Consider the following 24037-nt stretch of genomic DNA (forward strand, 5'->3'; position numbering starts at 1 on the left):
CGCCTGCGAGGGCGAGCGGAGCGATGGTGGACAGGATGCCGACGGTGGTGTCGTCCAGGTGCAGCCCGCCTGACGGTGTCAGCTGGTTGAGGCGGACGGCGTGGAGGGCGTTGGCCCAGACGCTGGCCAACGTGGCGGTGGCGAAGAGGGTCCAGACGTAGAGGCGGCGGGCGCGGAAGGGCGCGTTGCGCAGGACGAGGAGGGCGCGCACCCCGTAGGCGATGAAGCCGTCGATGATCAGGGGGAATAGGTAGGTCAGTGCGGGGCGTATGTGGATGGCGATGGCGATCTGCTGGAGGGCGTCGTAGGACAGGGTGCAGCCGGCGGCGCCGAGCAGGGCGACGGCGACGCGGTCCCAGACGGTCGCCTGGTGGACTGTGGCGGGGGTGTTCGGGGGCATGCGGGAACTCCGGTGTGGGTTCTGCTTCCGCGAGCGGGCAGGCGTCAGCGGAGGAGCAAGGCGGGGGCGTGATGGCGGGACGCGGGGCGGCCCGGGGCCGGTTATCCGGCGGTGTGCCTTCTGCGGTCGTGGCCGGTGAGGATGACGCGGTCGGTCATCTCGGCGAGGCGGGAGGCGACGCGGTCGCCGACGGCGTCGCGCAGCTCGGCGACGGGCAGGTTGGTCGTGACCAGCGTCGGCAGGAGCTGGTTGTAGCGATGGTTGACCAGGCGGTAGGTCAGCTCTTCGGTCCACGGCGACTGCTTGGCCGCGCCGGGGTCGTGCAGCAGCAGGAGCGGGCAGCGGGCCAGCGCCCAGAGCTGCCGTTCAGGGTCGCTACCGTGCTGGGGGCGCTGGGCTGCGTAGAGGTCGGCGGCGGTTGTCGCCTCCCACCGCAGCCGGACGCCCTTGGCGAGCAGGTCCCGTATCGCACCGAACGCCTGCTGGGTCTTGCCCGTGCCGGTGGGGCCGACGATCAGCAGAGACGGGCCAGTGGCGATGCCGGGAGCCCCGCCGGGTCCGGGTCGTCCTGCGCGGGCGATCTCGGCGACCCAGGCGTCGACACGCGGATGGTCGGCCAACGCGTGGCGGTAGCGTGGCGGGATGCGGGCATCGGCCAGCTCCAGCGCGGTCACCGGCGCCGCGTCTGGATCGATGCCTCGCGCAGCGAGGATGGCCGCGCAACGGTTCACTGCGCCCGCGGCGGTGCTCGGTTCGCGGGTTGCGGTGGTCACAGTTCACCGCCGTGGGCGTTCTCGATGTCGGCGGAATTGGTCCATGCGCGGTGCGGCGTGCGGGGGTTGGCCTGCGGCGGGGTGGCGTTCATCGCTTCGTTGACCAGGCTCGGCAGGACGCTCGGGCTCAGCCCCTTGGTCCGGAGCCGGTCCAGTCCGGCGCGGATGTGGTCGGCGGCGATGTCTTCGCCCAGGAGTTGGTGGACTTCCCGGCCGAGGTGCCCGAGGACCTTCTCCGGCGGGCGGTGCGCGCACGCCGCGACGTACTCGCCGATGAGCTGCTTCGCTGAGTGGCTGGGCGCGGGGGCGCTCGCGCTCCCCGATGGGATTGATCCTAGATCCAGGATCCTAGGTCCTAGATCCGGACCCTGAGAGCTCACCGAGGGCTCACTGAGTCCTCCGTGAGCCTTCGGTGAAGGCTCGCCGAATCCCCTCTGTGAAGTTTCCCCGTGATCTCGGACACTCGTTCTTACGCGGCGAGGGTGTGTCGTTGTCGGGTCTCTTGCGGGGTCAGATAGCCCCAGTCGGGGTGCTTGCGTAGCCGACGGCGGTTGTAGAAGGTCTCGATGTAGGAGAAGACCGCGGCGCGGGCGGTGGCCCGGTCGGGCCAGGTCCGGGTGCCGATCTCGGCTTTCAGGACTGCCCAGAAGCTCTCGGCGGCGGCGTTGTCGTAGCACGAGCCGGTGCGTCCGGTGCTTACCTTCATGTCCAACTCGGTAACTGCCGTTCGAAATTGGGCTGAGGTGTATTCGCTGCCGCGGTCGCTGTGTGCGATACAGCCGGGTTCCAGGCGGCCCCGGTCGTGGGCCATGTGCAGGGCGTCGACGACCAGGTCGGCGCGGTGGTGGTCGGCCATTGACCAGCCGACGACCTCGCGAGTGGCCAGGTCCAGCCAGCAGGCCAGGTAGAGCCAGCCCTGCTCGGTAGGCAGGTAGGTGATGTCGCCGACCAAGCGGGTCCCGGGGCGGTCGGCGGTGAAGTCGCGGCCGATCAGGTCCGGTGCGGGCCGGGCCTGCTTGTCCGGGCGTGTCAGCGACCTGCGGTGGCGGCGGGTGATCCCGGCGATGCGGCGTTCACGCATCAGCCGCTCGACCCGCTTGTGGTTCACCGCGTGCCCCAGTCGCCGCAGCTCGGCATGTACGCGCGGGACGCCGTAGGCGCCCCGGGAGGCGAGGTGGATCACAGTGATCTCGTGCGCGAGTGCGTCATCGGCACGCAGCCGCGCGCCCCGGGCGACCTGCCCCTCGGCCCACGCGTAGAAGGAGGAGCGGTGCACTCCGAGAATGCGGCACAGCAAGGTGACCGGGTAGGTGGCCTTCTCCGCCGCGATGAACCGGTAGACCTCGCTCACCGCTCGCTCTCCCGCGCGAAGAAGGCCGTCGCTTTTTTCAGGACCTCGATGGTCCTTTGCTGTTCGATGTTCTGCCGGCGCAGGCGCCGCAGTTCCTCGTGCTCGGCACCGGTCAGCTCGCCCGGGCCGCCCTCACCGCGGTCGATCTGGTCCTGCTTGACCCAGCTCCGCAGGCCCTCCGGGCTCACGCCCAGATCCCGGGCCACCTCGGTAACCGTCTTGCTGGAGGATCGGGCCAACGCCACGGCGTCCCGCTTGAACTCCTTCGAGTACCGCTTCCCTGCTTTGTTGCTCACCTGGCACTACTTCCTCTGGGACCTCACGTCCCAGTCTCCAGGTGTCCAGGTCCACGGGGAAGCTTCACTGGGCTGCGGGTTCGCGATTCGGTGAGGGCTCGTGCGTCTGCCGCGATTCCTCGGTGAGGATTCCGTGAGGGCTCACTGACTCCTCACGGAGGGCTCGCTTGCCCTGCCGTGACGGCTCACTGCTCCCGGCGGTCTCGTGTCGAGGGCAGGCGGGTGCCCGGGTGCCGCTGGGGCGGTTGATCTTCTGGTGCCGGTGCCAGGAGACGACATGCAGGTACCGCTTGCCGTCGTGGCCCTCGTAGCGGCAGATGAGGTCGGCGGCGGCGAGTTGGGTGAGGTCGTCCTCGACGCCGATCGGGCCGTGGTCGGCGCGGAGCGACCACAGCAGGCCGGCGATGACGGCGGGTTGGTCGCGGAAGCGGCCGTGGTCGTCGGCTTGGGTGAGGAGGCCGAAGAAGGTCCGCTCGGCCGACAGGGACACGGCGGCCAGGGACTCCGAGGCGAACGCCTCGGGCTTGATGGTGCGGATGCGGGCCATGCCTCAGCACCCCGCCTTCGGGGCCGGGCGGCCGAAGGGGAGTGCGCGGCGGGGGCGCGGGGTCGTAGGGTGGTGCACAGAGCTCCTTGTCAGCGGGCCATGCGGGGTGGCAGCCCCGGCGTGCTGGCGGACCGTTCAGGGATGGGCGGGCGGGGTTTCTGCTTCGGCCTCCGGCGTTCTCAGCGCCGGGGGCCTTTCTCGTGCTCGGACAGGTGGACTAGACAGTAGAACCACATTCCCCGCCGACAGTCCAGATATAGCTCTGATTTCCTTCGAAGGACGGTCGGGAGCGGAATTCCGGTGTGCGGTGCGCGCACCATAGCCGACGATCGCGGTTGGGCCAAGCGGTGGATCGCACCAGGTCAGGACCATCTCAGCCTGTCCATGTCGCCCGTTTTGGGTGCATTCAGGGCGTGTCCGGGATTCGGTGCTACCGTCCGGGCTGCGTCCTGGCCGGGGAATTGGGAGGGGCGCGTTGTACACCCGAAAACGCGGTTTCCCAAAACGCGTTTCCAGAGGTACAACATGACGTCCCTCCGAAAGCCCCCGACCCGGAACCCGCCCATCCCTGCACCGCCCGCCGGCACCACCCGGGGCTGCCACCCCGTGCCGGCAGACAAGGACCGCCATGTGCTCCGCCGCGGCATGCCCGCACACCGACACCCGACCTCAATCCGCCACCCGACCCCACTCCGGCCCCCGCCCCGCGAACGCCGTTCCCGCGTCCGGGCGGCTGTTGAACGTCGCCGAGGCCGCCGAACGCCTCGGCACGGGCGAGCGCTTCGTGCGCCGCCTCATATCCGAGCGCCGCATCGCCTTCGTCAAGGTCGGCCGCCACGTCCGCCTCGCCGAAAGCGTCCTGGATGCCTACGTCTTCGCCAACACCGTCCCGCCCGTAACCGCGCGCCCGAGCCGGGTAAGGGCGCGCGCCGGATACCGGAGGGCCGCCTGATGGCAGGAGGAAGGAAGCGGCGCCGGTTCGGCACCGTCCGCCAACTGGCCTCGGGTCGCTACCAGGCCCGGTACCGCGCGCCCGACGGCCTGGAGCGCCGCGCGCCGACGACGTTCGACACGAAGACCGACGCCGAGGTCTGGCTCAGTCAGATCGAGGCGGACCTGTCCCGAGGCGACTGGACGGACCCGTACGCGGGCGCGGTCGACTTCGAGGAGTACGCCCTGCGCTGGGTCGCCGAGCGTGGACTCGCCCCGAGCACCGAGGAGCTGTACCTGCGCCTGCTGCGGCTGCACGTCCTGCCCGGCTTCCGTCAGTGGGACCTGGACGAGATCACCGCGCCGCGCGTCCGCACCTGGCGGGCGGAACGGCTGGAGACCACCGGGGCGCCGACCACCGTCGCCAAGGCGTACCGGCTGCTGAAAGCGATCCTCCAGACCGCGGCCGACGACGAGTTGATCCGCCGCAACCCGTGCAGGATCAAGGGCGCGGGGCGCGAGGAGGCGGACGAGCGGCCGATCGCCACCGTCGAGCAGGTCGACGCGCTGGCCGACGGGGTCGGCCCGCGCTGGAGGCTGATGGTCTTCCTCGCCGCGTACGCCAGCCTCCGGCCCGAGGAGCAGGCCGAACTGCGGCGCACCGACGTCGCCTTCGAGGACGGCGCGGTGGTGCTGCGGATCATCCGCGCTGCACCCGAACTCACCACGGGCCGCCGGGTGGTGGGCGACCCGAAGTCGCGGGCCGGGAAGCGCGTCGTGGTGCTGCCGGGTTTCCTCGTCGTGGACGTACGGCGGCACCTGGAGTGGTTCGCGGCGAAGGAGCCCGACGGGTTGCTGTTCGTCGGCGAACGCGGTGCGCCGTTCCGCCGCTCGACGTTCGGCCGCAGGTGGCGCAAGGCCCGCGCCGCCGTCGGTCTCCCGCCGAACTTCCGCTTCTACGACCTGCGGCACACCGGCAACACCCTCGCGGCCGACACCGGCGCCAAGCTCAAGGACCTCATGGTCCGGGCCGGCCAGTCCTCGCAGAAGGCCCAACTCATCTACCAGCACTCGACGCTGGAGCATCAGCGACGGCTGGCCGAGGGCATCGACGCGCACGTCCGCGACCGGCGCGCTGGCGGCCAGCAGCCCGGAGGCGATGCCCGGCACGCGTGAACGACATGCGCAAAGCGGCGCGCGTGGCGGGTAAACCGCCACGCCCGCCGTTTTGAAGTGATCGCGGCGTGCCAACGACCCTCGGCTGGCGTGCGCCCGTTACGGGGCCAATGCGGTTGCCACTCGGGCCAGGCGGTCTGCTGGTAGAGCGAAGCGGTTGGCGGGGTTGCGGAAGGAGTGCGCGCCGTCGTTGACCTGGAACCCTTGTCCCGCCATCGTCCAGCGTACGGGGCCAGGAGCGCCTTGACCTTCCAGGAGGGCTTCGGACAGGCATCTGGGGTCCTCAACGCGGGTGAGGGAGTGGAGCGCGTCGGTGAGACGGTCAACGGCCTGGTCGTCTACCTCCTCGTCGCCGAACGCTGGCAGCAGGAGCAGGAGGCGGGCGCCTGGATCGGTGGTGCTGCCCCCGGGCAGCGCGTTGACCGCGATCGACACCAACTCGGGCCAGGACAGGCCCGGTCCCATGAAGTGCCCGTCGTCTCGAGCGAGGAGTTCGGCCTGCTCCCAGTCGGGATGATGGAGGAGGTAGTCGGTGCCGGGGTCGTCGGCGAGGGTGCGGTGGACGACATGGAGCCGATGGTCGCCGGCGAGCGGGACGGTGAAGGTAGGCCATTTCGTGCTCTGCCACATGCGCCGCTGGAAGGTGCTGGCGGCGTCGTAGTCCGCGCCGAACAGCAGTTCCTCGGCCGCGTTGCCATGCGCGCATGAGGAGAGGTGGCACAGCCAGAAGAGAGGCTCGTCCAGGAGCCCGTCCTGGCGAGTGAGGAGGCCCTCGCCGTATCCCGGTATCCGGGCCGGGTGCAGATCTGCGTTGTCCATCACGGAGGACATACTGCCGCTCAACCGACGCGCGGTGCTTCACGACCAACGCGAACCGTGAATCGCTCGGTGGGCTGGCTAAAGAAAGGAATCAATGAGGATCAGACGTTCTCCCGTACGGGAATCGCGCTCATGGGCATCAACGAGCGGTCCGGTGCCCTTTGGTGACGGCTGCTTGCCCACTGTTACGCAGGGAACGACGAGAGCGAGACCAAGGCGGAGCCGGGCGAGCGAGCGTCTGTCTCGCTGTGGCACGGCAGTGGCACGCCCTGCCGAGGCCGGCTGCGGCGGGGCAACTGGGCCTCGCGAGGCAGGATCTCCGCGCCGAATCCGGGGTTCATATCCGGATCAACCGGTGCATTCCACGCGATTGTATGTGATGCAGTTCACCGAAAATGCGTCTCGGCATACGAGAGCGCCTCGGGCCCCAGCGGTCAACCGAGGCTATACGGCGTGTCCGCCCGCCGGAATTCCTCGCCTAATGGCACGCCAATGGCGCGCGGCACCGTAATTGGTCTGGACAACGACAAAGCCCCAACTCGCTGAGCTGGGGCTTTCTTGTGGAGCGGATGACGGGAATCGAACCCGCGCTCTGAGCTTGGGAATCACGGGTGCTCGGCCGGCGCCTATGCCGGTCGGGTGGCCCGCTGGCCGTCCGGTGCTTCATGTCCGGAGGGGTGGGGTCTGGCTGTGGGCGCCCGCGGTATACCGCTGGAACTGGTGCGGCAGTGGTGCGGGGTGACGCTCGCGCCCTTGCGGTCGTGGAGCCGGAACGTCGAACCGGCGCGTTTGCTGCTTGCGTGGTGGCCGGAGGTGATCAGCCGTCGCGCGACCGTATTCTGTGCGGTGGGGAGTTGGTGGGTGCGCGCTCCCTTTCGGTGCCCCAAATGTCGCTTTCTCTGCAGTTGGCTCAGGGCAGTTCCGTCCGCCCGAAAACCCGCAGGTCAGTAAGACCGCTCCCCGCGCCCGCGGGGATGGACCCTCATCCTCGCCGCTGGAATTCAACGGGTTGTCACCGCTCCCCGCGCCCGCGGGGATGGACCCAGCATCCAACCGGAGATTGACGCGCTGGAACACCGCTCCCCGCGCCCGCGGGGATGGACCCGCACCAGCGAGGGCGGCGCCGAGCGCGCCGAGCCGCTCCCCGCGCCCGCGGGGATGGACCCGCCGACAGGAGTGCGGTGCCCGAGGGGCCCATCCGCTCCCCGCGCCCGCGGGGATGGACCCGCGTCCCCCACGGCACGGATGATGGATGCGCTCCGCTCCCCGCGCCCGCGGGGATGGACCCGTGGTGACGGGCGGCCTCGCGTCGCCGACGGACCGCTCCCCGCGCCCGCGGGGATGGACCCTCCGGTCGGCTCATCTGGAATTCGTCCTCGCGCCGCTCCCCGCGCCCGCGGGGATGGACCCGCCCCTCAAGGGGCTGCCGGTCAAGGATCGGCCCGCTCCCCGCGCCCGCGGGGATGGACCCGTGCAGGCCAAGTTGCGCGGCTCGTTCGAGGACTGCTCCCCGCGCCCGCGGGGATGGACCCCCGCCGGACCCGTCTCCCTTCTGCGTCACCGACTGCTCCCCGCGCCCGCGGGGATGGACCCGCCACAAGGCCCCGCGCCACCACGGCGCGGGGCTGCTCCCCGCGCCCGCGGGGATGGACCCACGGTGTACAACCGCGGGTTGGTCGGCGTCTGCTGCTCCCCGCGCCCGCGGGGATGGACCCAGCGACATCGCGAAGGACGGCGCACACGGCGACTGCTCCCCGCGCCCGCGGGGATGGACCCAAGCTGCTGCGCGCGGACGTGCACGCGGGTGCCTGCTCCCCGCGCCCGCGGGGATGGACCCCCGTCCAGCCTGCCCCCGGCGAGATCGGCTGCCTGCTCCCCGCGCCCGCGGGGATGGACCCGTCTCGCCCCACGGGATCGACGGCGTGCCGTCCTGCTCCCCGCGCCCGCGGGGATGGACCCGCCACAAGGCCCCGCGCCACCACGGCGCGGGGCTGCTCCCCGCGCCCGCGGGGATGGACCCGTCAGCGACATCAACGCGTTGTGCTGGCTGTTCTGCTCCCCGCGGCCGCGGGGATGGACCCGCCGATCGGCACCGACCCCGACTCCGACGGGGCTGCTCCCCGCGCCCGCGGGGATGGACCCGTATGTTCGAATCTCGCGCAGCGATTCTAGCCCCGCTCCCCGCGCCCGCGGGGATGGACCCTTGTTGCCCGGCTTGAAGGCGGCGACGACGTACCGCTCCCCGCGCCCGCGGGGATGGACCCAGGTGGGTCATGTGCGCCCCGTGTGGCTCCCGCCGCTCCCCGCGCCCGCGGGGATGGACCCACGTCGTCCAGCGCGACGGCCTCGCCGTTCAGCCGCTCCCCGCGCCCGCGGGGATGGACCCGCACCAGCGAGGGCGGCGCCGAGCGCGCCGAGCCGCTCCCCGCGCCCGCGGGGATGGACCCCTGGGCACCGCGTCGGCGTCCTCCTGTACGGCCCGCTCCCCGCGCCCGCGGGGATGGACCCAGCGCGTTGTCCGCCACGGCCTGGTTGAGTACCCGCTCCCCGCGCCCGCGGGGATGGACCCGACATCGTGATCCGCGGAACCTTCCAGGGCCTCCGCTCCCCGCGCCCGCGGGGATGGACCCACCGAGCCGCCGGGGCTGTTGACCCTGACGCGCCGCTCCCCGCGCCCGCGGGGATGGACCCACCGGCTCCACGCCGGCGCGCACCGCGGCGGCCCGCTCCCCGCGCCCGCGGGGATGGACCCTCGGTCTGCGCGCGGCGGGCGAAGTCTCCGGGCCGCTCCCCGCGCCCGCGGGATGGACCCCGGGCCACCACGAACTGGGTCCGCCTCGAACGCCGCTCCCCGCGCCCGCGGGGATGGACCCCGGCCCCCGCTCGCCGTCACCATCGCGGCACTCCGCTCCCCGCGCCCGCGGGGATGGACCCACGCCACCGCCCCGTCACCGTGCTGGTGGCGGCCGCTCCCCGCGCCCGCGGGGATGGACCCAGCTCGTTGCCCTCATGGAGGGTGTCGACGAGCCGCTCCCCGCGCCCGCGGGGATGGACCCACACCTGCCGGGACCTCGTCGGCGGCCACGCCCTGCTCCCCGCGCCCGCGGGGATGGACCCGTCAGCCTGCGGAAGGGGTCGTTCGGGCCGGTCTGCCCCCGCGCCCGCGGGGATGGTCCCCACCAGGAGGGGAAGGCATGAAACTCCAGCTCCTGCTCCCCGCGCCCGCGGGGATGGACCCGGGACACCGGGCTGAACTCGGGTCAGCACCACCTGCTCCCCGCGCCCGCGGGGATGGACCCACGCAGCAGGCCAACCCGCCGTTCAACCCCGTGCCCGCGGGGATGGACCCACGGAGCGCGATTGATAGATCTCGTCGGTCCGCTGTTCCCAGCACCCGCCGGGGCTGGATCAACTCCACCGGTCCGGACGCGAGTCCAGACCTTTCAGCTGTCTGAGCCCCACTCGTGGTACAGCGCGCTTCGGGCAGTTGCGAGGGCGGCGGAGAGTCTGTCGGCGGCGCGGGTCTGCTCTCCCGCCTTGGTGAAAAGCGGCTGATATCCGCTGGTGTGGGCGCCAGCCGCTCCGATGCTCCGCAAGGCGGCCTCCGCTGGCAGCAGATGCCGCAGTACTTCGCTCATGGACCGCGCGACCTCGTTGAGGGCCGTTGGCAGCCTGCCCGGGGCAAACTCGGCGTACTGCTCGGCGGCTTTGCTCAGCCGGACCAGTTCGGCGGTCTCCGTGTCGTCCTCATGCAACCGCAAACGCTGCGCCTCGTACGCCACCCTCGCCGTAGACACGAGTAGATCGTCGATGCGCCGATAGTGCGCGGTCCACGCCGCTCGGTTGGCCACACGCCGCTCGCGCAGTTCCACCTCCATAAGGAGCCGCGCCTCGTGCGCCCGGCGGTCGGCTCGGTCGGTGCGCCGGTCTGTCAGCTGGTGAACGCGGTTCCACCGGCCCGTAAGTAGTGCCGCTGCGGCCGTGGCACCGGCCGCCAACAGGGTTGCGGCGGTAGGCCAGCACCAGGCAGGGGGCTGATGCACCATCAACTCCGATCTTCGCGCCACGAACGAGTAGGAGGTTCCTTGTGCTTGATGACGTGGCGGTTGTCGAACATCGGTAATTCTTTTTATTCCTGGTTTCGCTCCGCCTTGTCCTGAAGGTTGACTCTACCCGCGAGTCGTGGGCGCCGGCGGGTGCGACATGCTGACGGTTAAAAAAGATGATTCCACGTTGAATTGGATTGTGCTGAACCACGGCGTGCTCATGGCCCGGACTCGGGATGATCCCCGCATGGGCGGGGAGCGTTCGGTGGTGCGAAACGAAGAGTCCACGGGGACATCCGATGCGTGTCGGATCGATGGCGATAATCCCGCGTCCCCACCTGGGCTGATGTTATGAATACTTATAGATAGTACTGCTATCGCCGAGTGGGGTGCCCCGCTAGGGCGGGGAGTATTTCTGCAACTGTACTCCGCTCGAATTCATAACTTGCCGGACCTGCAGGGGGTAGCGGCCATAGGCTCGCGCTTTCCGTAGCATGGGGACTTCTGTAGATTTTCTAAATCCGGTCGATTCTGTCCTCATCGGATAGATTCTGATCAGTTCGCGCTACCGTGTCGAAGTAGTCCCCGCCTCCCTGTTGAATGGCCGCTGTGCGTGAGGACGAGGGCGGGGCGATGCCTCTTGGAGATCGGCTGGCAGGTGCCGCCAGGACTGTGTGGGCGAAGCACGACCGGGGCACTGACAAGTGGCTGCCGCTGTGGCGGCACATGGCCGACAGCGCTGCCGTCGCCGAACTTCTCTGGGACCACTGGCTACCGCGCAATGTGAAGGAACTGGTGGCCGAGTCGTTGCCCGGGGGGAAGGATGACGCGCGTCGGCTCAGCGTGTGGCTCGCGGGGACGCACGACATCGGCAAGTGCACGCCTGCCTTCGCCTGCCAAGTGGACAATCTCGCCGACGTGATGAGCGGCGCCGGCCTCGCGATGCGTACGCGCAAGCAGTTCGGCGATGAGCGACGGATGGCTCCGCACGGTCTGGCCGGGCAGGTGCTGCTGCAGGAGTGGCTGGAGGAGCGGCGCGGGTGGACGCGCAGGGCGTCGGCCCAGTTCGCCGTCGTGGCAGGCGGCCATCACGGGGTGCCCCCGGACCACACCCAGATTCACAACCTGGACGCCCACCCCGAACTACTGCGGACCCCCGGACCGTCCGAGGCCGCGTGGCAGCGGGTGCAGACTGAGTTCCTCGACGCCTGCGCCGGCGCATTCGGGGTGGAGGACCGGCTCGGCGACTGGCAGAGGGTAAAGCTGCCGCAGCCGGTGCAGGTGCTGCTCACCGCTGTCGTCATCGTGTCCGACTGGATCGCCAGCAACCCTGACCTGTTCCCGTACTTCCCTGAAGAGCACCCTCGCGGCGAAGCTGAGCGGATTGCCGCGGCCTGGCGAGGACTCCGGCTGCCGCCGCCATGGTCGCCGACCGAACCGCGTGAGCCGGCGGAGGAGTTGTTCGCTGCCCGGTTCGATCTGCCTCCTGGCGCCCGGATCAGGCCCGTTCAGGAGCAGGCCGTCACGATGGCGCGGGCAATGTCCGACCCCGGGATGCTGGTCATCGAAGCGCCGATGGGGGAGGGGAAGACCGAAGCGGCGCTCGCCGTCGCCGAGGTGTTCGCAGCCCGTTCAGGGGCGGGCGGCTGCTACGTGGCGCTGCCCACGATGGCGACCAGCAATGCGATGTTCCCCCGCCTGTTGGCCTGGCTCGACCGGCTCCCGACCGCCGTCAGCCCTCTCGCAGCATCTTCAGTGGCCGACCAGCACTCCGTACTGCTCGCCCACGCCAAGGCGGCCCTCCAAGAGGACTACGCCCTCTTGATGCGCGACAGCCACCGCACGATCGCTGCGGTGGACGCCTACGCTGGCGCGTCCGCACACCCCAACGGCCAGGAACGGACCGGAAGAGCGTCGGCTGACCTCGTTGCTCACCAGTGGCTACGGGGCCGGAAGAAGGGCCTGCTCGCGTCGTTCGGCGTCGGGACGATCGACCAGCTCCTGATGACCGGCCTCAAGAGCAGGCACCTGGCCCTGCGGCACCTCGCGATGGCGGGCAAGGTCGTCGTCATCGACGAAGTCCACGCCTACGACGCTTACATGAACACCTACCTCGACCGCGTGCTGTCCTGGCTGGGCGCCTACCGCGTGCCGGTGGTGGTCCTGTCCGCGACGCTTCCCGCGGGCAGGCGAGAGGAGCTGGTGGAGGCGTACGCGGGGACGGGGGCTGGGGGAGTAGCCGACGCCGCGGGTTACCCGTTGCTGACTGCCGTCGTCCCCGGCCAGGAGCCCGTGACGGCGTCTCCCGCCGCTTCGGGTCGCCGCACCGACGTGGTGCTGGAGCCGCTGACGGACGACGATGCGGTGCTGTCCGACCGCTTGGCCGCCGAACTGGCCGAGGGTGGCTGCGCGCTGGTGGTGCGCAACACGGTTGATCGCGTGATGAGCACAGCAGCTGTGCTCCGGGAGAAATTCGGTACCGAGCATGTCACCGTCGCGCACGCGCGGTTCATCGATGTCGACCGCGCCCGAAAGGATGCCGCACTCCTGAGGCGCTTCGGACCACCGGGCCGGGACGGTATCTCTCCGCACCGGCCGAAGCGGGCGCACATCGTCGTCGCCAGCCAAGTGGCCGAGCAATCGTTGGACGTGGATTTCGACCTGTTGGTGACCGACCTGTGTCCGGTGGACCTCCTGCTCCAGCGAATGGGCCGCCTCCACCGGCACCCTCGTGGTGAGCAGCAGAGCGACCGCCCGGCCCGACTGCGCAGGCCACGCTGTCTCGTGACCGGCGTCGACTGGCAGTCGGAACCGGCTCCCGAACCCGTACGCGGTTCCTGCACTGTCTACGGCGCCTACCCGCTGTTGCGCTCCCTCGCCGTCCTGGCTCCGCACATGAAACCGCCGGGCCGCCCCGTACGCCTGCCGGAGGACATCAGCGCACTCGTCCAACGTGCCTACGGAGACAACGAGTTCTGCCCGCCGCAGTGGGAGGAGGTCGTCGGGCCGGCCCGTACCGCCCACGAGGAAGTCCGCGCGAAGCAGCAGCAGAAGGCCGAGGTCTTCCGGCTCGACGACGTGCGCAAGGCGGGCAGGCCGCTCATCGGATGGATCGATGCAGGAGTCGGCGACGCGGACGACACGCGCGTCGGTCGGGCGCAGGTGCGCGACAGCCGGGAGAGCCTGGAGGTCCTCGTCGTGATGCGACGAGCCGACGGCAACTTGTGCACATTGCCCTGGCTGGACAAGGGCCGTGGCGGACTCGAACTGCCCATCGACGCCGTACCGTCCTCTCGCGCCGCCAGAGCGGCAGCCGCCAGCGGGCTGCGCCTGCCGTACCACTTCTCCTTCCCCGAGAAACTGGACCAGGCGCTCGCCGAACTGGAGGAGCTGTACGTCGCGGCGTGGCAGGAGAAGGAGAGCCACTGGCTCGCCGGCGAACTGATCCTCGCGCTCGACGAGGAGTGTCAGACCCGACTGGCAGGGTGGTACCTCGTCTACGACCCCGAAGAGGGACTGCTGGTGACCCGTGAGGAGCCGAGCAAGAAAAAGGAGGCGGTGGGGACGGACACCACCACTCCCGCCTTCGACCTGACCAACCGCCCTTGGCTGCCGGTGCAGTTCACCGACGGCTCGGAGCGGGAACTGTCGCTGTTGGAGGTGTTCGACCAAGCTCGCGACATCCGCAGGCTGGTAGGTGACCTGCCCACACAGGAGTTCGCACTGCTGCGCCTGCTGCTGGCCATCCTTCATGACGCGCTGGGCGACGAACCGGAGCGTGCGTCGGCGCCGGCAGACGCCGAGGCGTGGGAGGAGTTGTGGCTGGCGGAGGACAATCCGTTCGCCCCGGCCGTCGGCTACCTCGACCGTCACCGCGGACGCTTCGACCTGCTCCACCCACGGCAACCGTTCTTCCAGGTCGCCGGGTTGCGTACGGCCAAGGACGAGATCTTCCCGCTCAACCGCCTGGTCGCTGACGTGCCCAACGGCGACCCCTTCTTCAGCATGAGAAGGCCGGGAGTCGACCGGCTCGGCTTCGCCGAGGCGGCCCGGTGGCTCGTGCACGCCCAGGCGTTCGACCCATCCGGCATCAAGTCCGGTGCGGTCGGCGACGATCGGGTCAAGGCCGGCAAGGGCTATCCGCTGGGCGTCGCCTGGGCAGGAAACCTGGGCGGCGTCCTGGTCGAGGGGGACACCCTCCACGAGACGCTGCTGCTGAACCTGGTGGCGGCCGATACCGCTCACCTGCGCTTCGGAGCGTCCGACCGACCCGCCTGGCGGGCTGAGCAGTGCGGCCCCGCCGAGGCCGACGATCTGGCCCGGCGCCCCTACGGCCTGCGGGACCTGTACACGTGGCAGTCGCGGCGCATCCGGCTGCACCACGACGCCGACGGTGTGCATGGCGTGGTCCTGGCCTACGGCGACCCGCTCGAACCGCACAACAAGCACGGCTACGAGCCGATGACGCGCTGGCGACGGAGCCCCGCGCAGGAGAAGAAGCGCGGAGAGCCGCTCGTCTACCTCCCCCAGGAGCACGATCCGGCGCAGATGGCCTGGCGCGGGCTCAAGGGGCTGCTCACAGCGCGGGACGAGGGAGCCGGACAGCGGCAGGACGCTGCCGCTCGCCTGCGGCCGCGGGTCGTGGAGTGGATCGCCCGGCTGACCACCGAAGGGTTCCTTCCACGCCACCACCTGATCCGTACCCGCGTCGTCGGCGCGCGATACGGGACGCAGCAGTCGGTGATCGACGAGGTGGTGGACGACGGCGTGTTGATGTCCGTCGTGCTGCTGCACCAAGGCGACGACCGGTACGGGCATGCGGCCGTGAACGCCATGGGCGACGCCGAGAACGCCGTGAGAACTCTCGGTGAACTTGCCGCCGACCTTGCCGTCGCGTCCGGTGCCGACCCCGAGCCGCGCAGGAACGCTGCCCACGATCTCGGCTTCGGCACGCTGGACACCCAGTACCGCCGCTGGCTGCGCGCCTTGGGCGCGGCTCCGGACCCGTACGAGGAACGGGCACGCTGGAAGCGGCAGTTGTACCGGACCGTGCTCGACCTGGGCGCCGGGCTACTGGACGACACCGGTCTCGCCGCGTGGGAAGGCCGCGTCGTGGACGGCCGGGGCGGTTCCCGCTGGTTGAACGACACTGCGGCTGAACTCCGCTTTCGTACCCGCCTCAACCAGCTCCTCGCCAGCGCCGGACCCGGCGATGCCACCGACTCGCAGACCGCCCGAACCGTCCCCGTGGAGTCGCCGGTATGACCTCCGCCCTTCCCGCTGCTCCCGAACCCGCAGTCCGACAGCAGCGGCTCGGCCCGGTCGGCGCCGCAGTGCACCAGCACATCACCACGTTGCAGCGCGGCTACCTCGCCGATCGCAGCGAAGCCGTCGGCACCTTGGCCCGGCTGCGCCGCGGCATCGGCCGCCCGGCAGGTGAGACGCCCGACCTGTGGGGCCTGATCGGCACCGAACCGCTGTACGAGCGCTACGAACGCGCCGACCTCACCGAGGAGGCGATGGGTCGGGCGGAAGAGGCAGCACACGCCGCCGTCACCCTGTGGTCGCTGCACCAGCAGTCCCACCACACCACTCGGATGCACCGCCGGCCGGGCCCGGAACTCGGTGCGGCGGTACGCCGGTTGCACCCTGGCTCCGAGATCGACGAGCCGACCCGCAAGCGTTTCGTACGTGCCGGCACGGCCGCCACTCCGGCGGTGCTCGCCGGCCGGCTGCGCGACCTCGTCCTGCTGCTGCGGCGCGACGCCATCCCGCTCGACTACGGGCTGCTCGCCGACCAGTTGTACGCCTGGCAGCAAACCGGCGGCCCGCAGCGCGTACGCCGCTCGTGGGGCCGCTCCTTCCTCGCGGTCCGGGTCTCGGCGCCCGACGGCGGTACAGGCAGCCGGGCCGGAGGCGGCACGGCCGACGAACCAGACACGACCACCCCGGAGGACGACACCCTGTGAGCCGCACCATCATCGACGTGCACGTGTTGCAGACCGTTCCGCCGAGCAACCTCAACCGCGACGACACCGGGACTCCGAAGACCGCGGTGTACGGCGGCGTGCGCCGGGCTCGGGTCTCCAGCCAGGCATGGAAGAGGGCCACCCGTCGGGCCTTCCAGAACCTGCTGGACCCGTCCGAACTCGGCGTGCGCACCCGCCGGGTGGCCGAACTGCTCGCCGACCGGATCACCGCGGTTGAGCCGTCGCTGGACCAGGCCGCAGCGTTGGTGCTGGCCGCCGAGACGCTCCATACGGCAACGGGTTCGAAGATCGAGGTGCCGCGCAGGAAGGCCGACAGCGCGAAGAAGAAGGGCGAGCCGGAGCCGCCGCCGGAGTCCTCCTACCTGATGTTCCTCAGCTCCCGCCAGCTCGACGGCCTGGCCCGGCTCGCGGTCGAGGGCGCCGACGACATCAAGGTGTTCCTGAAGGCAAAGGAGAACAAGGACAAGGCCCGGGAACTCGCTGACACCCGGCACTCGGTGGACATCGCGCTGTTCGGCCGGATGGTCGCTGACTCCGCCGACATCAATGTGGACGCCGCGGCCCAGGTCGCGCACGCCATCAGCGTCCACCAGGTCGAGAACGAGTCCGACTACTACACGGCCGTCGACGACCAGAACGAGCGGGACGAGGAATCCGGCGCCGGCATGATCGGTACCGTCGATTTCAACTCGGCCACCCTCTACCGCTACGCCGCGCTCGACGTGGACCGGCTGCGGGACAACCTCGGCGTCGGCCTGCGCCCCGACGAGCCGCTGCACGAGCCCGTCCGCAGGGCCGTACGAGCCTTCCTGCACGGCTTCGTGGCCTCGATGCCCACCGGCAAGATCAACACCTTCGGCAACCACACCCTTCCCGAAGCCGTGATCGTCACCCTCCGCTCTGCCCGGCCCATCAGCTTCGTCGCCGCCTTCGAGGAGCCCGTTCTCGCTCCCCAGGCCGTCGGCGGTCACCTGCGCGGCGCCTGCACGCAGCTGCTCGCGCACGCCTCCGACATCGAGAAGGCGTACGACGTCACCGACGACCCGAGCTGGGTGCTTCACGTGGGTGCGGCCACTGAACCGCTGGCGGCGCTCGGGACCGAGGTCAGCCTCAGCGGCCTTCTCGACGCGGTGGGCAAGGCAGTGGCCGACCGGCTGGCGGCGCCCACGCGCTCCGAAGACGCGGGGGCCGTACCGACACAGGCCCCGGCGCCGGCAGCGGAGGGAGAGAGCCAGCCCGCATGAGCGATCGCACCAGTGTGCTGACGCTGCGTCTCGCAGGGCCACTCCAGTCCTGGGGCGCGTCGTCGCGTTTCGCCCGGCGTACGACGGAACGAGCCCCCACCAAGAGTGGGGTGGTCGGACTGCTCGCCGCCGCCCAGGGCCGTGACCGTGCAGCGGACATCGCCGACCTGGCCGCTCTCCGCTTCGCCGTCCGGCTCGACCAGCCGGGCACGCGGGTGCGGGACTACCAGACCGCTCACCACGCCGAAACGGGTAAGTCCATGCCGGTCTCGGAGCGCTTCTACCTCTCCGACGCGGTGTTCGTCGCCGCCGTCGAAGGTGACACGGACCTGATCGGCGCCCTCCACGCGGCGGTCCGGTCCCCGGTGTATCTCCCGTTCCTCGGTCGCCGCTCGTGCCCGCCGTCCCGACCGGTGGACCTGCGTGTCCACCGGGGCGGTCTCTGGCGGGCCTTGGAGTCGGAGCCCTGGCAGGCGTCCGCCTGGGTGCAGCGCCGCCGCAGTCACGAGCGCCGCGTCGAACTCGAAGTGATCGCCGATCTGCCGACCGGTGAGGGTCCCGGTGACGCCGTGCGGGACCGGCCGCTCAGCTTCGACCCGCACCACCGCCGGTACGGCCTGCGTGCCGTCCACTCACGTGCCGTCACCGTCCCCAATCCGCTGGGTGGTTCGCCGAGCACTTCCCGCCGGGACTTCGTACCGCCGAAGCACGATCCGATGGGACTACTGGAAGACTGACGATGTTCCTGACCCGATTCCGTATCAACACCGCGCGCATCGGCGCCCGTCGCCTGCTCACCTCACCTCAGAGCCTCCACGCCGCGGTGATGGCATCCTTCGCGGAAAGGCCGGACCACCAAGGCGGCGGCCCGCGCGTGCTGTGGCGCCTGGATCACCAGTCGCGCAGCGAAGTTCTGCTCTACATCGTCAGTCCCGATCGGCCCGACCTCACCCACCTCGTGGAGCAGGCAGGTTGGCCGACGACGGGCGGCTGGCAGACGAAGCCGTACGCGCCCTTCCTCTCGCGCCTCGCCATCGACGACACCTGGACGTTCCGGCTCACCGCCAACCCTGTGCACAGCATCAGGCGGCACGCCGCCGAGCCGACCAAGCGCACCGCGCACGTCACCCCGCGGCACCAGTTGGACTGGCTGCTCAAGCGGCAGACGGACGCCGGCTTCACTGTCGTGGAGCGCTCCGAGCCCAGGCCGGACGGCCTCGACGGAGCCTGGCACGAGGTGGTCGTCCGCAACCGCAGTGACCTCGCCTTCGGCAAGAGGAACGAGACCGACGACCGCAGCCACAAGGTGAAGGTGACCCGTGTCACTTTCGACGGCCGCCTGCGCGTGGTGGACCCCGATGCGCTGCGCCGCACACTCACCGCCGGACTCGGCAAGGCCAAGGCGTACGGCTGCGGGCTCATGACCCTCGCCCCGGCGGAGCAAACCCGATGACGACCGTCGGCAAACGCCCAGCTACCAGCCCTCGCCAACTCACCCGCGTGGGCGACCGCCTGTCCTTCGTCTACCTCGAACGCTGCCGCGTGCACCGCGACGCCAACGCCATCACTGCCGAGGACGCCGACGGCGTGCGCCACATCCCCTCGGCGACGATCGGCACACTGCTCCTTGGACCCGGTACGCGCATCACCCACCAGGCCATGGCGGTGCTGGGCGAGAGCGGCGCCGTCGTGGTCTGGGCCGGCGAGAACGGCGTACGGTTCTACGCCGGCGGCCGGGCGCTGACCAGGTCCTCCGCCCTGGTCGAGGCACAGGCGGTGGCTTGGGCCAACCAGCGGACCCGGCTGGATGTCGCGCGGGCCATGTACCGGCTGCGCTTTCCCGACGAGGACCCGGCCGGTTGTACGCGGCGTCAACTGCTGGGCCGGGAGGGCGATCGCGTCAAGCGCTGCTACGCGCAGGAGTCGGCCCGTACGGGGATCCCGTGGCGCGGCCGGCGATTCACCCCCGGCGACTTCGGCAGTGGCGACGCACCCAACCAGGCGGTCACCGCTGCCGCCCAGTGCATGTACGGCATCGCCCAGACCGTGGTGGCCGCCCTGGGTTGCAGTCCCGGGCTCGGCTTCGTGCACTCGGGTCACGAACTGTCCTTCGTCCTCGACGTCGCCGACTTCTACAAGACCGACATCGGCATTCCGGTCGCCTTCGAAGTCGTCGCAGAGGGCCCGGAGGACATCGGCCCCCGTACCAGGCGGGCACTGCGTGACCGGATCAACACCACCGGGCTACTCGACCGGTGTGTACGAGACATCCAGACCTTGCTCGTGCCCGTGGGCGCGGCCCTGCCGGACGACGGTGACCACGTCACGCTTCTGTCCGACCGGGGCGACGAGGTGGCTGCCGGCCGCAACTACGGTGAAGGCGAGACGGACTCGGCCCACGGTGGTGTCCTGGTGCAGGACCTTCGGGCGCAGGACGCTTTGGTGCGGGACGGCGTCATCTGGTGACCATCATCGTCCTCACCCACTGCCCGGTCGGCCTGCGCGGATTCCTCACCCGCTGGCTCCTGGAGATCTCCCCCGGCGTCTTTCTCGGCAATCCCTCCGCCCGAATTCGCGACGCTCTGTGGGACGAGGTCCGCCAGTACGCGGGCAACGGCCGTGCCCTGCTCGCCTATTCCACCAACTCCGAGCAGGGCTACACCTTCCGCACTCACGACCACAAGTGGCATCCCGTCGACCACGAGGGCCTCACCCTCATCCTCCGCCCGGCGGATCGCCAGTCGGATCGTCCCTCTCCGGATGGCTCGTCGCCCTCTAGCGGCTGGAGCAAGGCGTCCAAACGCCGCCGCTTCGGGAATCGCGCGCCGTAGTTCCATGGAGCGGTCAGTGTCGCGCCGTCAGGCGCAGCTTCCGCGAGCCCGTACCGCCAGGGGCTGTGGGAGCGGCTCTTCTGCGGATTGCCGACCCGCCGGGGGAGAAACCCACTTGACGGGGCGGCAGCTCGACGAGATCTTCCAACTGCCGTGAGACTCCACCAGCCTGCCGCCCATGGGCTCTGAACCGTGCCACCTGCGTACGGGTGCTCGTCTCGATCCCACCGTGACGGTGTGCGCAGCGGCCCGGGATCACGCGCAGCGCGAAGTCTCGGTGGCCGCGCCAGGAATGCCCACAGGGCGTCCGCGTAACCTGTCATGCGGAAAGCTGGGGCACGCGAGGTGCTTTTTGTCTTGTATGTTCTTTTCCCTCATCCTTGCTGAAACAAGCGCTGCTCCTTGATAAAACCGCAGCTCAGGAACCGCTCCCCGCGCCCGCGGGGATGGACCCCGTGTCTCGTGTGCGCGTCCGTAGCCGCGTTGCCGCTCCCCGCGCCCGCGGGGATGGACCCACCAATTTCTGGCCGCCGTGATGCCAGAACTTCCGCTCCCCGCGCCCGCGGGGATGGACCCCCCCGAGAACCCGACTCCGCTGCTCAGCAAGCCGCTCCCCGCGCCCGCGGGGATGGACCAAGACCGCGCACCGGACGACGAAGCTGGACCAGCCGCTCCCCGCGCCCGCGGGGATGGACCCGTGGTTGGGAAGCCCGTAGCACAGCACAGCGGCCGCTCCCCGCGCCCGCGGGGATGGACCCACGTCCGCGGCCGCGAAGCGCCGGGCTGATGCCCGCTCCCCGCGCCCGCGGGGATGGACCCGGGCACATCGTCAAGTCGCCCGTCCTGTCCGCCCGCTCCCCGCGCCCGCGGGGATGGACCCGGCTTCGCCGACGGCGAGTGCACGATCAACCCCCGCTCCCCGCGCCCGCGGGGATGGACCCACCGTCAGCACGGTGTCCGTCAGGCCCGCGGCCCGCTCCCCGCGCCCGCGGGGATGGACCCGCGTTTGGGAGCGTTCTTGACGTCGGCTACGACCGCTCCCCGCGCCCGCGGGGATGGACCCGTCGACCAGGCGTCCCGAAGCTCGCTCACGAGCCGCTCCCCGCGCCCGCGGGGATGGACCCATGTGTACCCCCTGGGATGGTTGAGGACTACACCGCTCCCCGCGCCCGCGGGGATGGACCCGCTGTCGTACAGGGCATCGTCACCTATTCGGGCCGCTCCCCGCGCCCGCGGGGATGGACATCCTCGCCAACTTCGCCCTGGAGGCGGTCACGGCCGCTCCCCGCGCCCGCGGGGATGGACCCAGGGTGCCGGGTTCGCCGCGGTCGACGTGGACCCGCTCCCCGCGCCCGCGGGGATGGACCCACGGTGTACAACCACGGGATTGTGTCGGTCTGCCGCTCCCCGCGCCCGCGGGGATGGACCCGTCCGCTTCTTGACCGAGGCGATCGTCCGCCACCGCTCCCCGCGCCCGCGGGGATGGACCCGCCCCGAACGACAACATCAAGATCAGCGGTGTCCGCTCCCCGCGCCCGCGGGGATGGACCCGACTGGAACGGCGGCGTCTGCGGAGCCTGCCACCGCTCCCCGCGCCCGCGGGGATGGACCCAGAGAGTAGGAGCAGACGATGAGCCTGTTCGGCCGCTCCCCGCGCCCGCGGGGATGGACCCGCCAACGCGGCGAGCACGTACAAGCTGCGGCTCCGCTCCCCGCGCCCGCGGGGATGGACCCGAGGCATCTTCTGATGACCGACGACTACCAGGCCGCTCCCCGCGCCCGCGGGGATGGACCCGCGGCGAAGATGCGGGCCCACCCATGCAACCACCGCTCCCCGCGCCCGCGGGGATGGACCCAGGGTGCCGGGTTCGCCGCGGTCGACGTGGACCCGCTCCCCGCGCCCGCGGGGATGGACCCACGGTGTACAACCACGGGATTGTGTCGGTCTGCCGCTCCCCGCGCCCGCGGGGATGGACCCGATCAACGGAAGCGGTGCGGGCTGCGACGGGGCCGCTCCCCGCGCCCGCGGGGATGGACCCAACTACAAGGCGATCGAACTGTTCGGCGACCGCCGCTCCCCGCGCCCGCGGGGATGGACCCGGGCCGGGGCCTACTGGGACGCCTTCCGTACTCCGCTCCCCGCGCCCGCGGGGATGGACCCGGACCTTCCAGCGTGCGGTGTTCGAGTCTGCACCGCTCCCCGCGCCCGCGGTGATGGACCCCCGGCATACATCGGATACCAGACGCCTGGCTGCCGCTCCCCGCGCCCGCGGGGATGGACCCCTGCCTGACCGCTATCGGACGGGGAGAGCAATCCGCTCCCCGCGCCCGCGGGGATGGACCCTGGCGCGTCTGCGTCATCATCCAGCCGACCAGGCCGCTCCCCGCGCCCGCGGGGATGGACCCAACGTCATCTGGAATCAGGCCGGCTTCCCGGACCGCTCCCCGCGCCCGCGGGGATGGACCCCCGACCGCGAGCGCGACACCGGCCTGGGCCAGCCGCTCCCCGCGCCCGCGGGGATGGACCCACAGTCACCAACACGAGCCGTTACGTGTGCCACCGCTCCCCGCGCCCGCGGGGATGGACCCCGCAGCATCGCCGCGGACGCGAAGAAGAGCTTCCGCTCCCCGCGCCCGCGGGGATGGACCCCGCAGCATCGCCGCGGACGCGAAGAAGAGCTTCCGCTCCCCGCGCCCGCGGGGATGGACCCTACGAATCCGCCTACCATGGCGTGGTTACTGCCTGCTCTCCGCGCCCACAGAAGATGGACCAGAGGCGTTCAAGGACGGCGGGTCTACGGCGCACTGCTCCCCGCGCTCGCGGGGATGAGCCCTACTGCAAGGCGCCGAACTAGCCCAAGCAACCCTGCTCCCCGCGCTCGCGGGGATGGGCTCGCCCCCGCGTCAGGTGCTCCATCCGGCCTGCGGCACATTCCGCTCACGCGGACAGCCCACGACCGGTTCAGGGTGAGGGCATCCGGCCACTGCCTCTTCGGCTGTGTTGCGATGCTAAAACGCGCCCATGCATGTGATGACGGCCATTGCAGTTTGCTCTGCCTGTGGGCCTGGGGCACGGCAAGGCTGCCTTGCCTGGCCAGCAACAGTCACGGAGGAAGCTGGGAGCCTTTCAGTAGTTCGTTACTTCATCTGGGGTGAAGCGTTACCAGTGCAGACGCCCGCCAGGGGCGTCCGAGCGGAATTTGTGAGGCTGTCTGTGCAAGAGGACGATGAGGAACGCGGCGCAGAGTGGTGGCGGCAGCCAGCCTGGTGGCAGGTCTGGATCGCCGCGGTTGGCGTTGCTTGCGCTGTGATCAGCGTGATGCGCTGATACATCCACGCAGCTGGTGCGGATTGGCTCTGTACGAGGTGTCCCATCCGACTCCGGAGCGCAGCGCTTCCGGGTGGCCCGGGGGTCGCTGTCGTGGATCAGCGTGCGGCTCGTTGTTCCAATGACGCCGTGCGGGAGCCGCTCACCGTCGACCGAATCGCCGACGTTCCGCGTTGTCGCCGCTCCTGCGATCTGGCGTGGCCGACGCCGTACGCGGGGTCATGCACGGCTTCCATGGCTCCACATGCTCGGGCTCGGCCCAGAAGGCTGGACTACGAACCGGACGCGGCCCCGTGGAGAAGACGG

15 protein-coding genes, 2 pseudogenes and 3 CRISPR repeat arrays are annotated in these 24037 nt (G+C 70.6%); of the genes and pseudogenes, 9 read left to right on the forward strand and 8 right to left on the reverse strand.

Annotated elements, in window-relative coordinates; translation table 11 throughout:
* Positions 1-64: 64 nt before the first annotated feature.
* The 6 genes and pseudogenes from RVR_RS38650 to RVR_RS19505 all read right to left on the reverse strand — a co-directional run.
* Positions 65-400 (reverse strand): annotated as a pseudogene (locus tag RVR_RS38650) (DUF2637 domain-containing protein); the annotation flags it as partial.
* A 101-nt stretch (positions 401-501) separates the two neighbouring features.
* Complete coding sequence (locus tag RVR_RS19485; RefSeq protein ID WP_202235068.1) at positions 502-1173, reverse strand: ATP-binding protein; 672 nt, start codon at positions 1171-1173, stop codon at positions 502-504.
* The gene (locus tag RVR_RS19490) at positions 1170-1553 is read right to left on the reverse strand and encodes a hypothetical protein (RefSeq protein WP_430393153.1); all 384 of its coding nucleotides are present in this window, start codon (positions 1551-1553) and stop codon (positions 1170-1172) included. The genes RVR_RS19485 and RVR_RS19490 overlap by 4 nt, the downstream gene beginning before the upstream one ends.
* An 89-nt stretch (positions 1554-1642) precedes the next feature.
* Positions 1643-2524, reverse strand: coding sequence for an IS3 family transposase (locus RVR_RS19495; RefSeq protein WP_202233659.1), 882 nt, complete (start codon positions 2522-2524; stop codon positions 1643-1645).
* On the reverse strand, positions 2521-2820 hold the full coding sequence (locus RVR_RS19500) for a transposase (RefSeq protein ID WP_202233660.1): 300 nt from the start codon (positions 2818-2820) through the stop codon (positions 2521-2523). Before RVR_RS19500 ends, RVR_RS19495 begins: the two co-directional genes overlap by 4 nt.
* Positions 2821-2887: 67 nt before the next feature.
* Positions 2888-3367, reverse strand: a pseudogene (locus RVR_RS19505) (hypothetical protein); the annotation flags it as partial.
* 736 nt (positions 3368-4103) lie between these two features.
* On the opposite strand from RVR_RS19505, the gene RVR_RS19510 reads away from it, so the two are divergent.
* Positions 4104-4319, forward strand: a complete 216-nt coding sequence (locus tag RVR_RS19510; protein ID WP_237404855.1) for an excisionase family DNA-binding protein — start codon at positions 4104-4106, stop codon at positions 4317-4319.
* Positions 4319-5473, forward strand: a complete 1155-nt coding sequence (locus tag RVR_RS19515; protein WP_202235070.1) for a tyrosine-type recombinase/integrase — start codon at positions 4319-4321, stop codon at positions 5471-5473. The genes RVR_RS19510 and RVR_RS19515 overlap by 1 nt, the downstream gene beginning before the upstream one ends.
* Before the next feature lie 99 nt (positions 5474-5572).
* Here the strand turns inward: RVR_RS19515 and RVR_RS19520 are convergent, their stop codons facing one another.
* Together RVR_RS19520 and RVR_RS19525 are read right to left on the reverse strand one after the other, a co-directional pair.
* On the reverse strand, positions 5573-6295 hold the full coding sequence (locus tag RVR_RS19520; RefSeq protein ID WP_237404856.1) for a hypothetical protein: 723 nt from the start codon (positions 6293-6295) through the stop codon (positions 5573-5575).
* A gap of 950 nt (positions 6296-7245) precedes the next feature.
* Positions 7246-9045: a CRISPR direct-repeat array (repeat unit 29 nt; unit sequence CTGCTCCCCGCGCCCGCGGGGATGGACCC).
* A 91-nt stretch (positions 9046-9136) separates the two neighbouring features.
* A CRISPR array of direct repeats spans positions 9137-9410; the repeat unit is 29 nt; unit sequence CTGCTCCCCGCGCCCGCGGGGATGGACCC.
* A 325-nt stretch (positions 9411-9735) separates the two neighbouring features.
* Entirely contained in the window at positions 9736-10170 is a 435-nt protein-coding gene (locus RVR_RS19525) for a hypothetical protein (RefSeq protein WP_202235071.1), read from the reverse strand.
* An 801-nt stretch (positions 10171-10971) separates the two neighbouring features.
* Between RVR_RS19525 and casA the strand changes: the two genes are divergently transcribed.
* The 7 genes from casA to cas2e are packed head-to-tail and all read left to right on the forward strand — an operon-like array spanning position 10972 to position 20403.
* The gene (casA, locus tag RVR_RS19530) at positions 10972-15603 is read left to right on the forward strand and encodes a type I-E CRISPR-associated protein Cse1/CasA (RefSeq protein ID WP_202238790.1); all 4632 of its coding nucleotides are present in this window, start codon (positions 10972-10974) and stop codon (positions 15601-15603) included.
* Positions 15600-16307: a type I-E CRISPR-associated protein Cse2/CasB gene (gene casB, locus RVR_RS19535; protein WP_202235072.1), complete on the forward strand. Its 708-nt coding sequence runs from the start codon at positions 15600-15602 to the stop codon at positions 16305-16307. The genes casA and casB overlap by 4 nt, the downstream gene beginning before the upstream one ends.
* Positions 16304-17572 carry a type I-E CRISPR-associated protein Cas7/Cse4/CasC gene (gene cas7e, locus RVR_RS19540; protein ID WP_202235073.1) on the forward strand — a complete coding sequence of 423 codons (1269 nt, stop codon included), beginning with the start codon at positions 16304-16306 and terminating at the stop codon, positions 17570-17572. The genes casB and cas7e overlap by 4 nt, the downstream gene beginning before the upstream one ends.
* On the forward strand, positions 17569-18309 hold the full coding sequence (gene cas5e, locus RVR_RS19545; RefSeq protein WP_202235074.1) for a type I-E CRISPR-associated protein Cas5/CasD: 741 nt from the start codon (positions 17569-17571) through the stop codon (positions 18307-18309). The genes cas7e and cas5e overlap by 4 nt, the downstream gene beginning before the upstream one ends.
* A gap of 2 nt (positions 18310-18311) precedes the next feature.
* Positions 18312-19025: a type I-E CRISPR-associated protein Cas6/Cse3/CasE gene (gene cas6e / locus RVR_RS19550; protein ID WP_202235075.1), complete on the forward strand. Its 714-nt coding sequence runs from the start codon at positions 18312-18314 to the stop codon at positions 19023-19025.
* Positions 19022-20038, forward strand: coding sequence for a type I-E CRISPR-associated endonuclease Cas1e (gene cas1e, locus RVR_RS19555; protein ID WP_202235076.1), 1017 nt, complete (start codon positions 19022-19024; stop codon positions 20036-20038). Before cas6e ends, cas1e begins: the two co-directional genes overlap by 4 nt.
* Positions 20035-20403 carry a type I-E CRISPR-associated endoribonuclease Cas2e gene (gene cas2e / locus RVR_RS19560; protein WP_202235077.1) on the forward strand — a complete coding sequence of 123 codons (369 nt, stop codon included), beginning with the start codon at positions 20035-20037 and terminating at the stop codon, positions 20401-20403. Before cas1e ends, cas2e begins: the two co-directional genes overlap by 4 nt.
* A 425-nt stretch (positions 20404-20828) precedes the next feature.
* Positions 20829-23115: a CRISPR direct-repeat array (repeat unit 29 nt; unit sequence CCGCTCCCCGCGCCCGCGGGGATGGACCC).
* The last annotated feature ends 922 nt before the right edge of the window (positions 23116-24037 follow it).

Origin of the sequence: Streptomyces sp. SN-593 (assembly GCF_016756395.1) — a bacterium.
Classification (GTDB): domain Bacteria; phylum Actinomycetota; class Actinomycetes; order Streptomycetales; family Streptomycetaceae; genus Actinacidiphila; species Actinacidiphila reveromycinica.

Bases quoted from the DNA above. Each gene is read 5' to 3' on its own strand.
- RVR_RS19515 (WP_202235070.1), top strand. From the start codon at position 4,319: ATGGCAGGAGGAAGGAAGCGGCGCCGGTTCGGCACCGTCCGCCAACTG.
- RVR_RS19525 (WP_202235071.1), bottom strand. From the start codon at position 10,170: ATGGAGGTGGAACTGCGCGAGCGGCGTGTGGCCAACCGAGCGGCGTGG.
- casA (WP_202238790.1), top strand. From the start codon at position 10,972: ATGCCTCTTGGAGATCGGCTGGCAGGTGCCGCCAGGACTGTGTGGGCG.
- cas6e (WP_202235075.1), top strand. From the start codon at position 18,312: ATGTTCCTGACCCGATTCCGTATCAACACCGCGCGCATCGGCGCCCGT.
- cas1e (WP_202235076.1), top strand. From the start codon at position 19,022: ATGACGACCGTCGGCAAACGCCCAGCTACCAGCCCTCGCCAACTCACC.
- casB (WP_202235072.1), top strand. From the start codon at position 15,600: ATGACCTCCGCCCTTCCCGCTGCTCCCGAACCCGCAGTCCGACAGCAG.
- cas5e (WP_202235074.1), top strand. From the start codon at position 17,569: ATGAGCGATCGCACCAGTGTGCTGACGCTGCGTCTCGCAGGGCCACTC.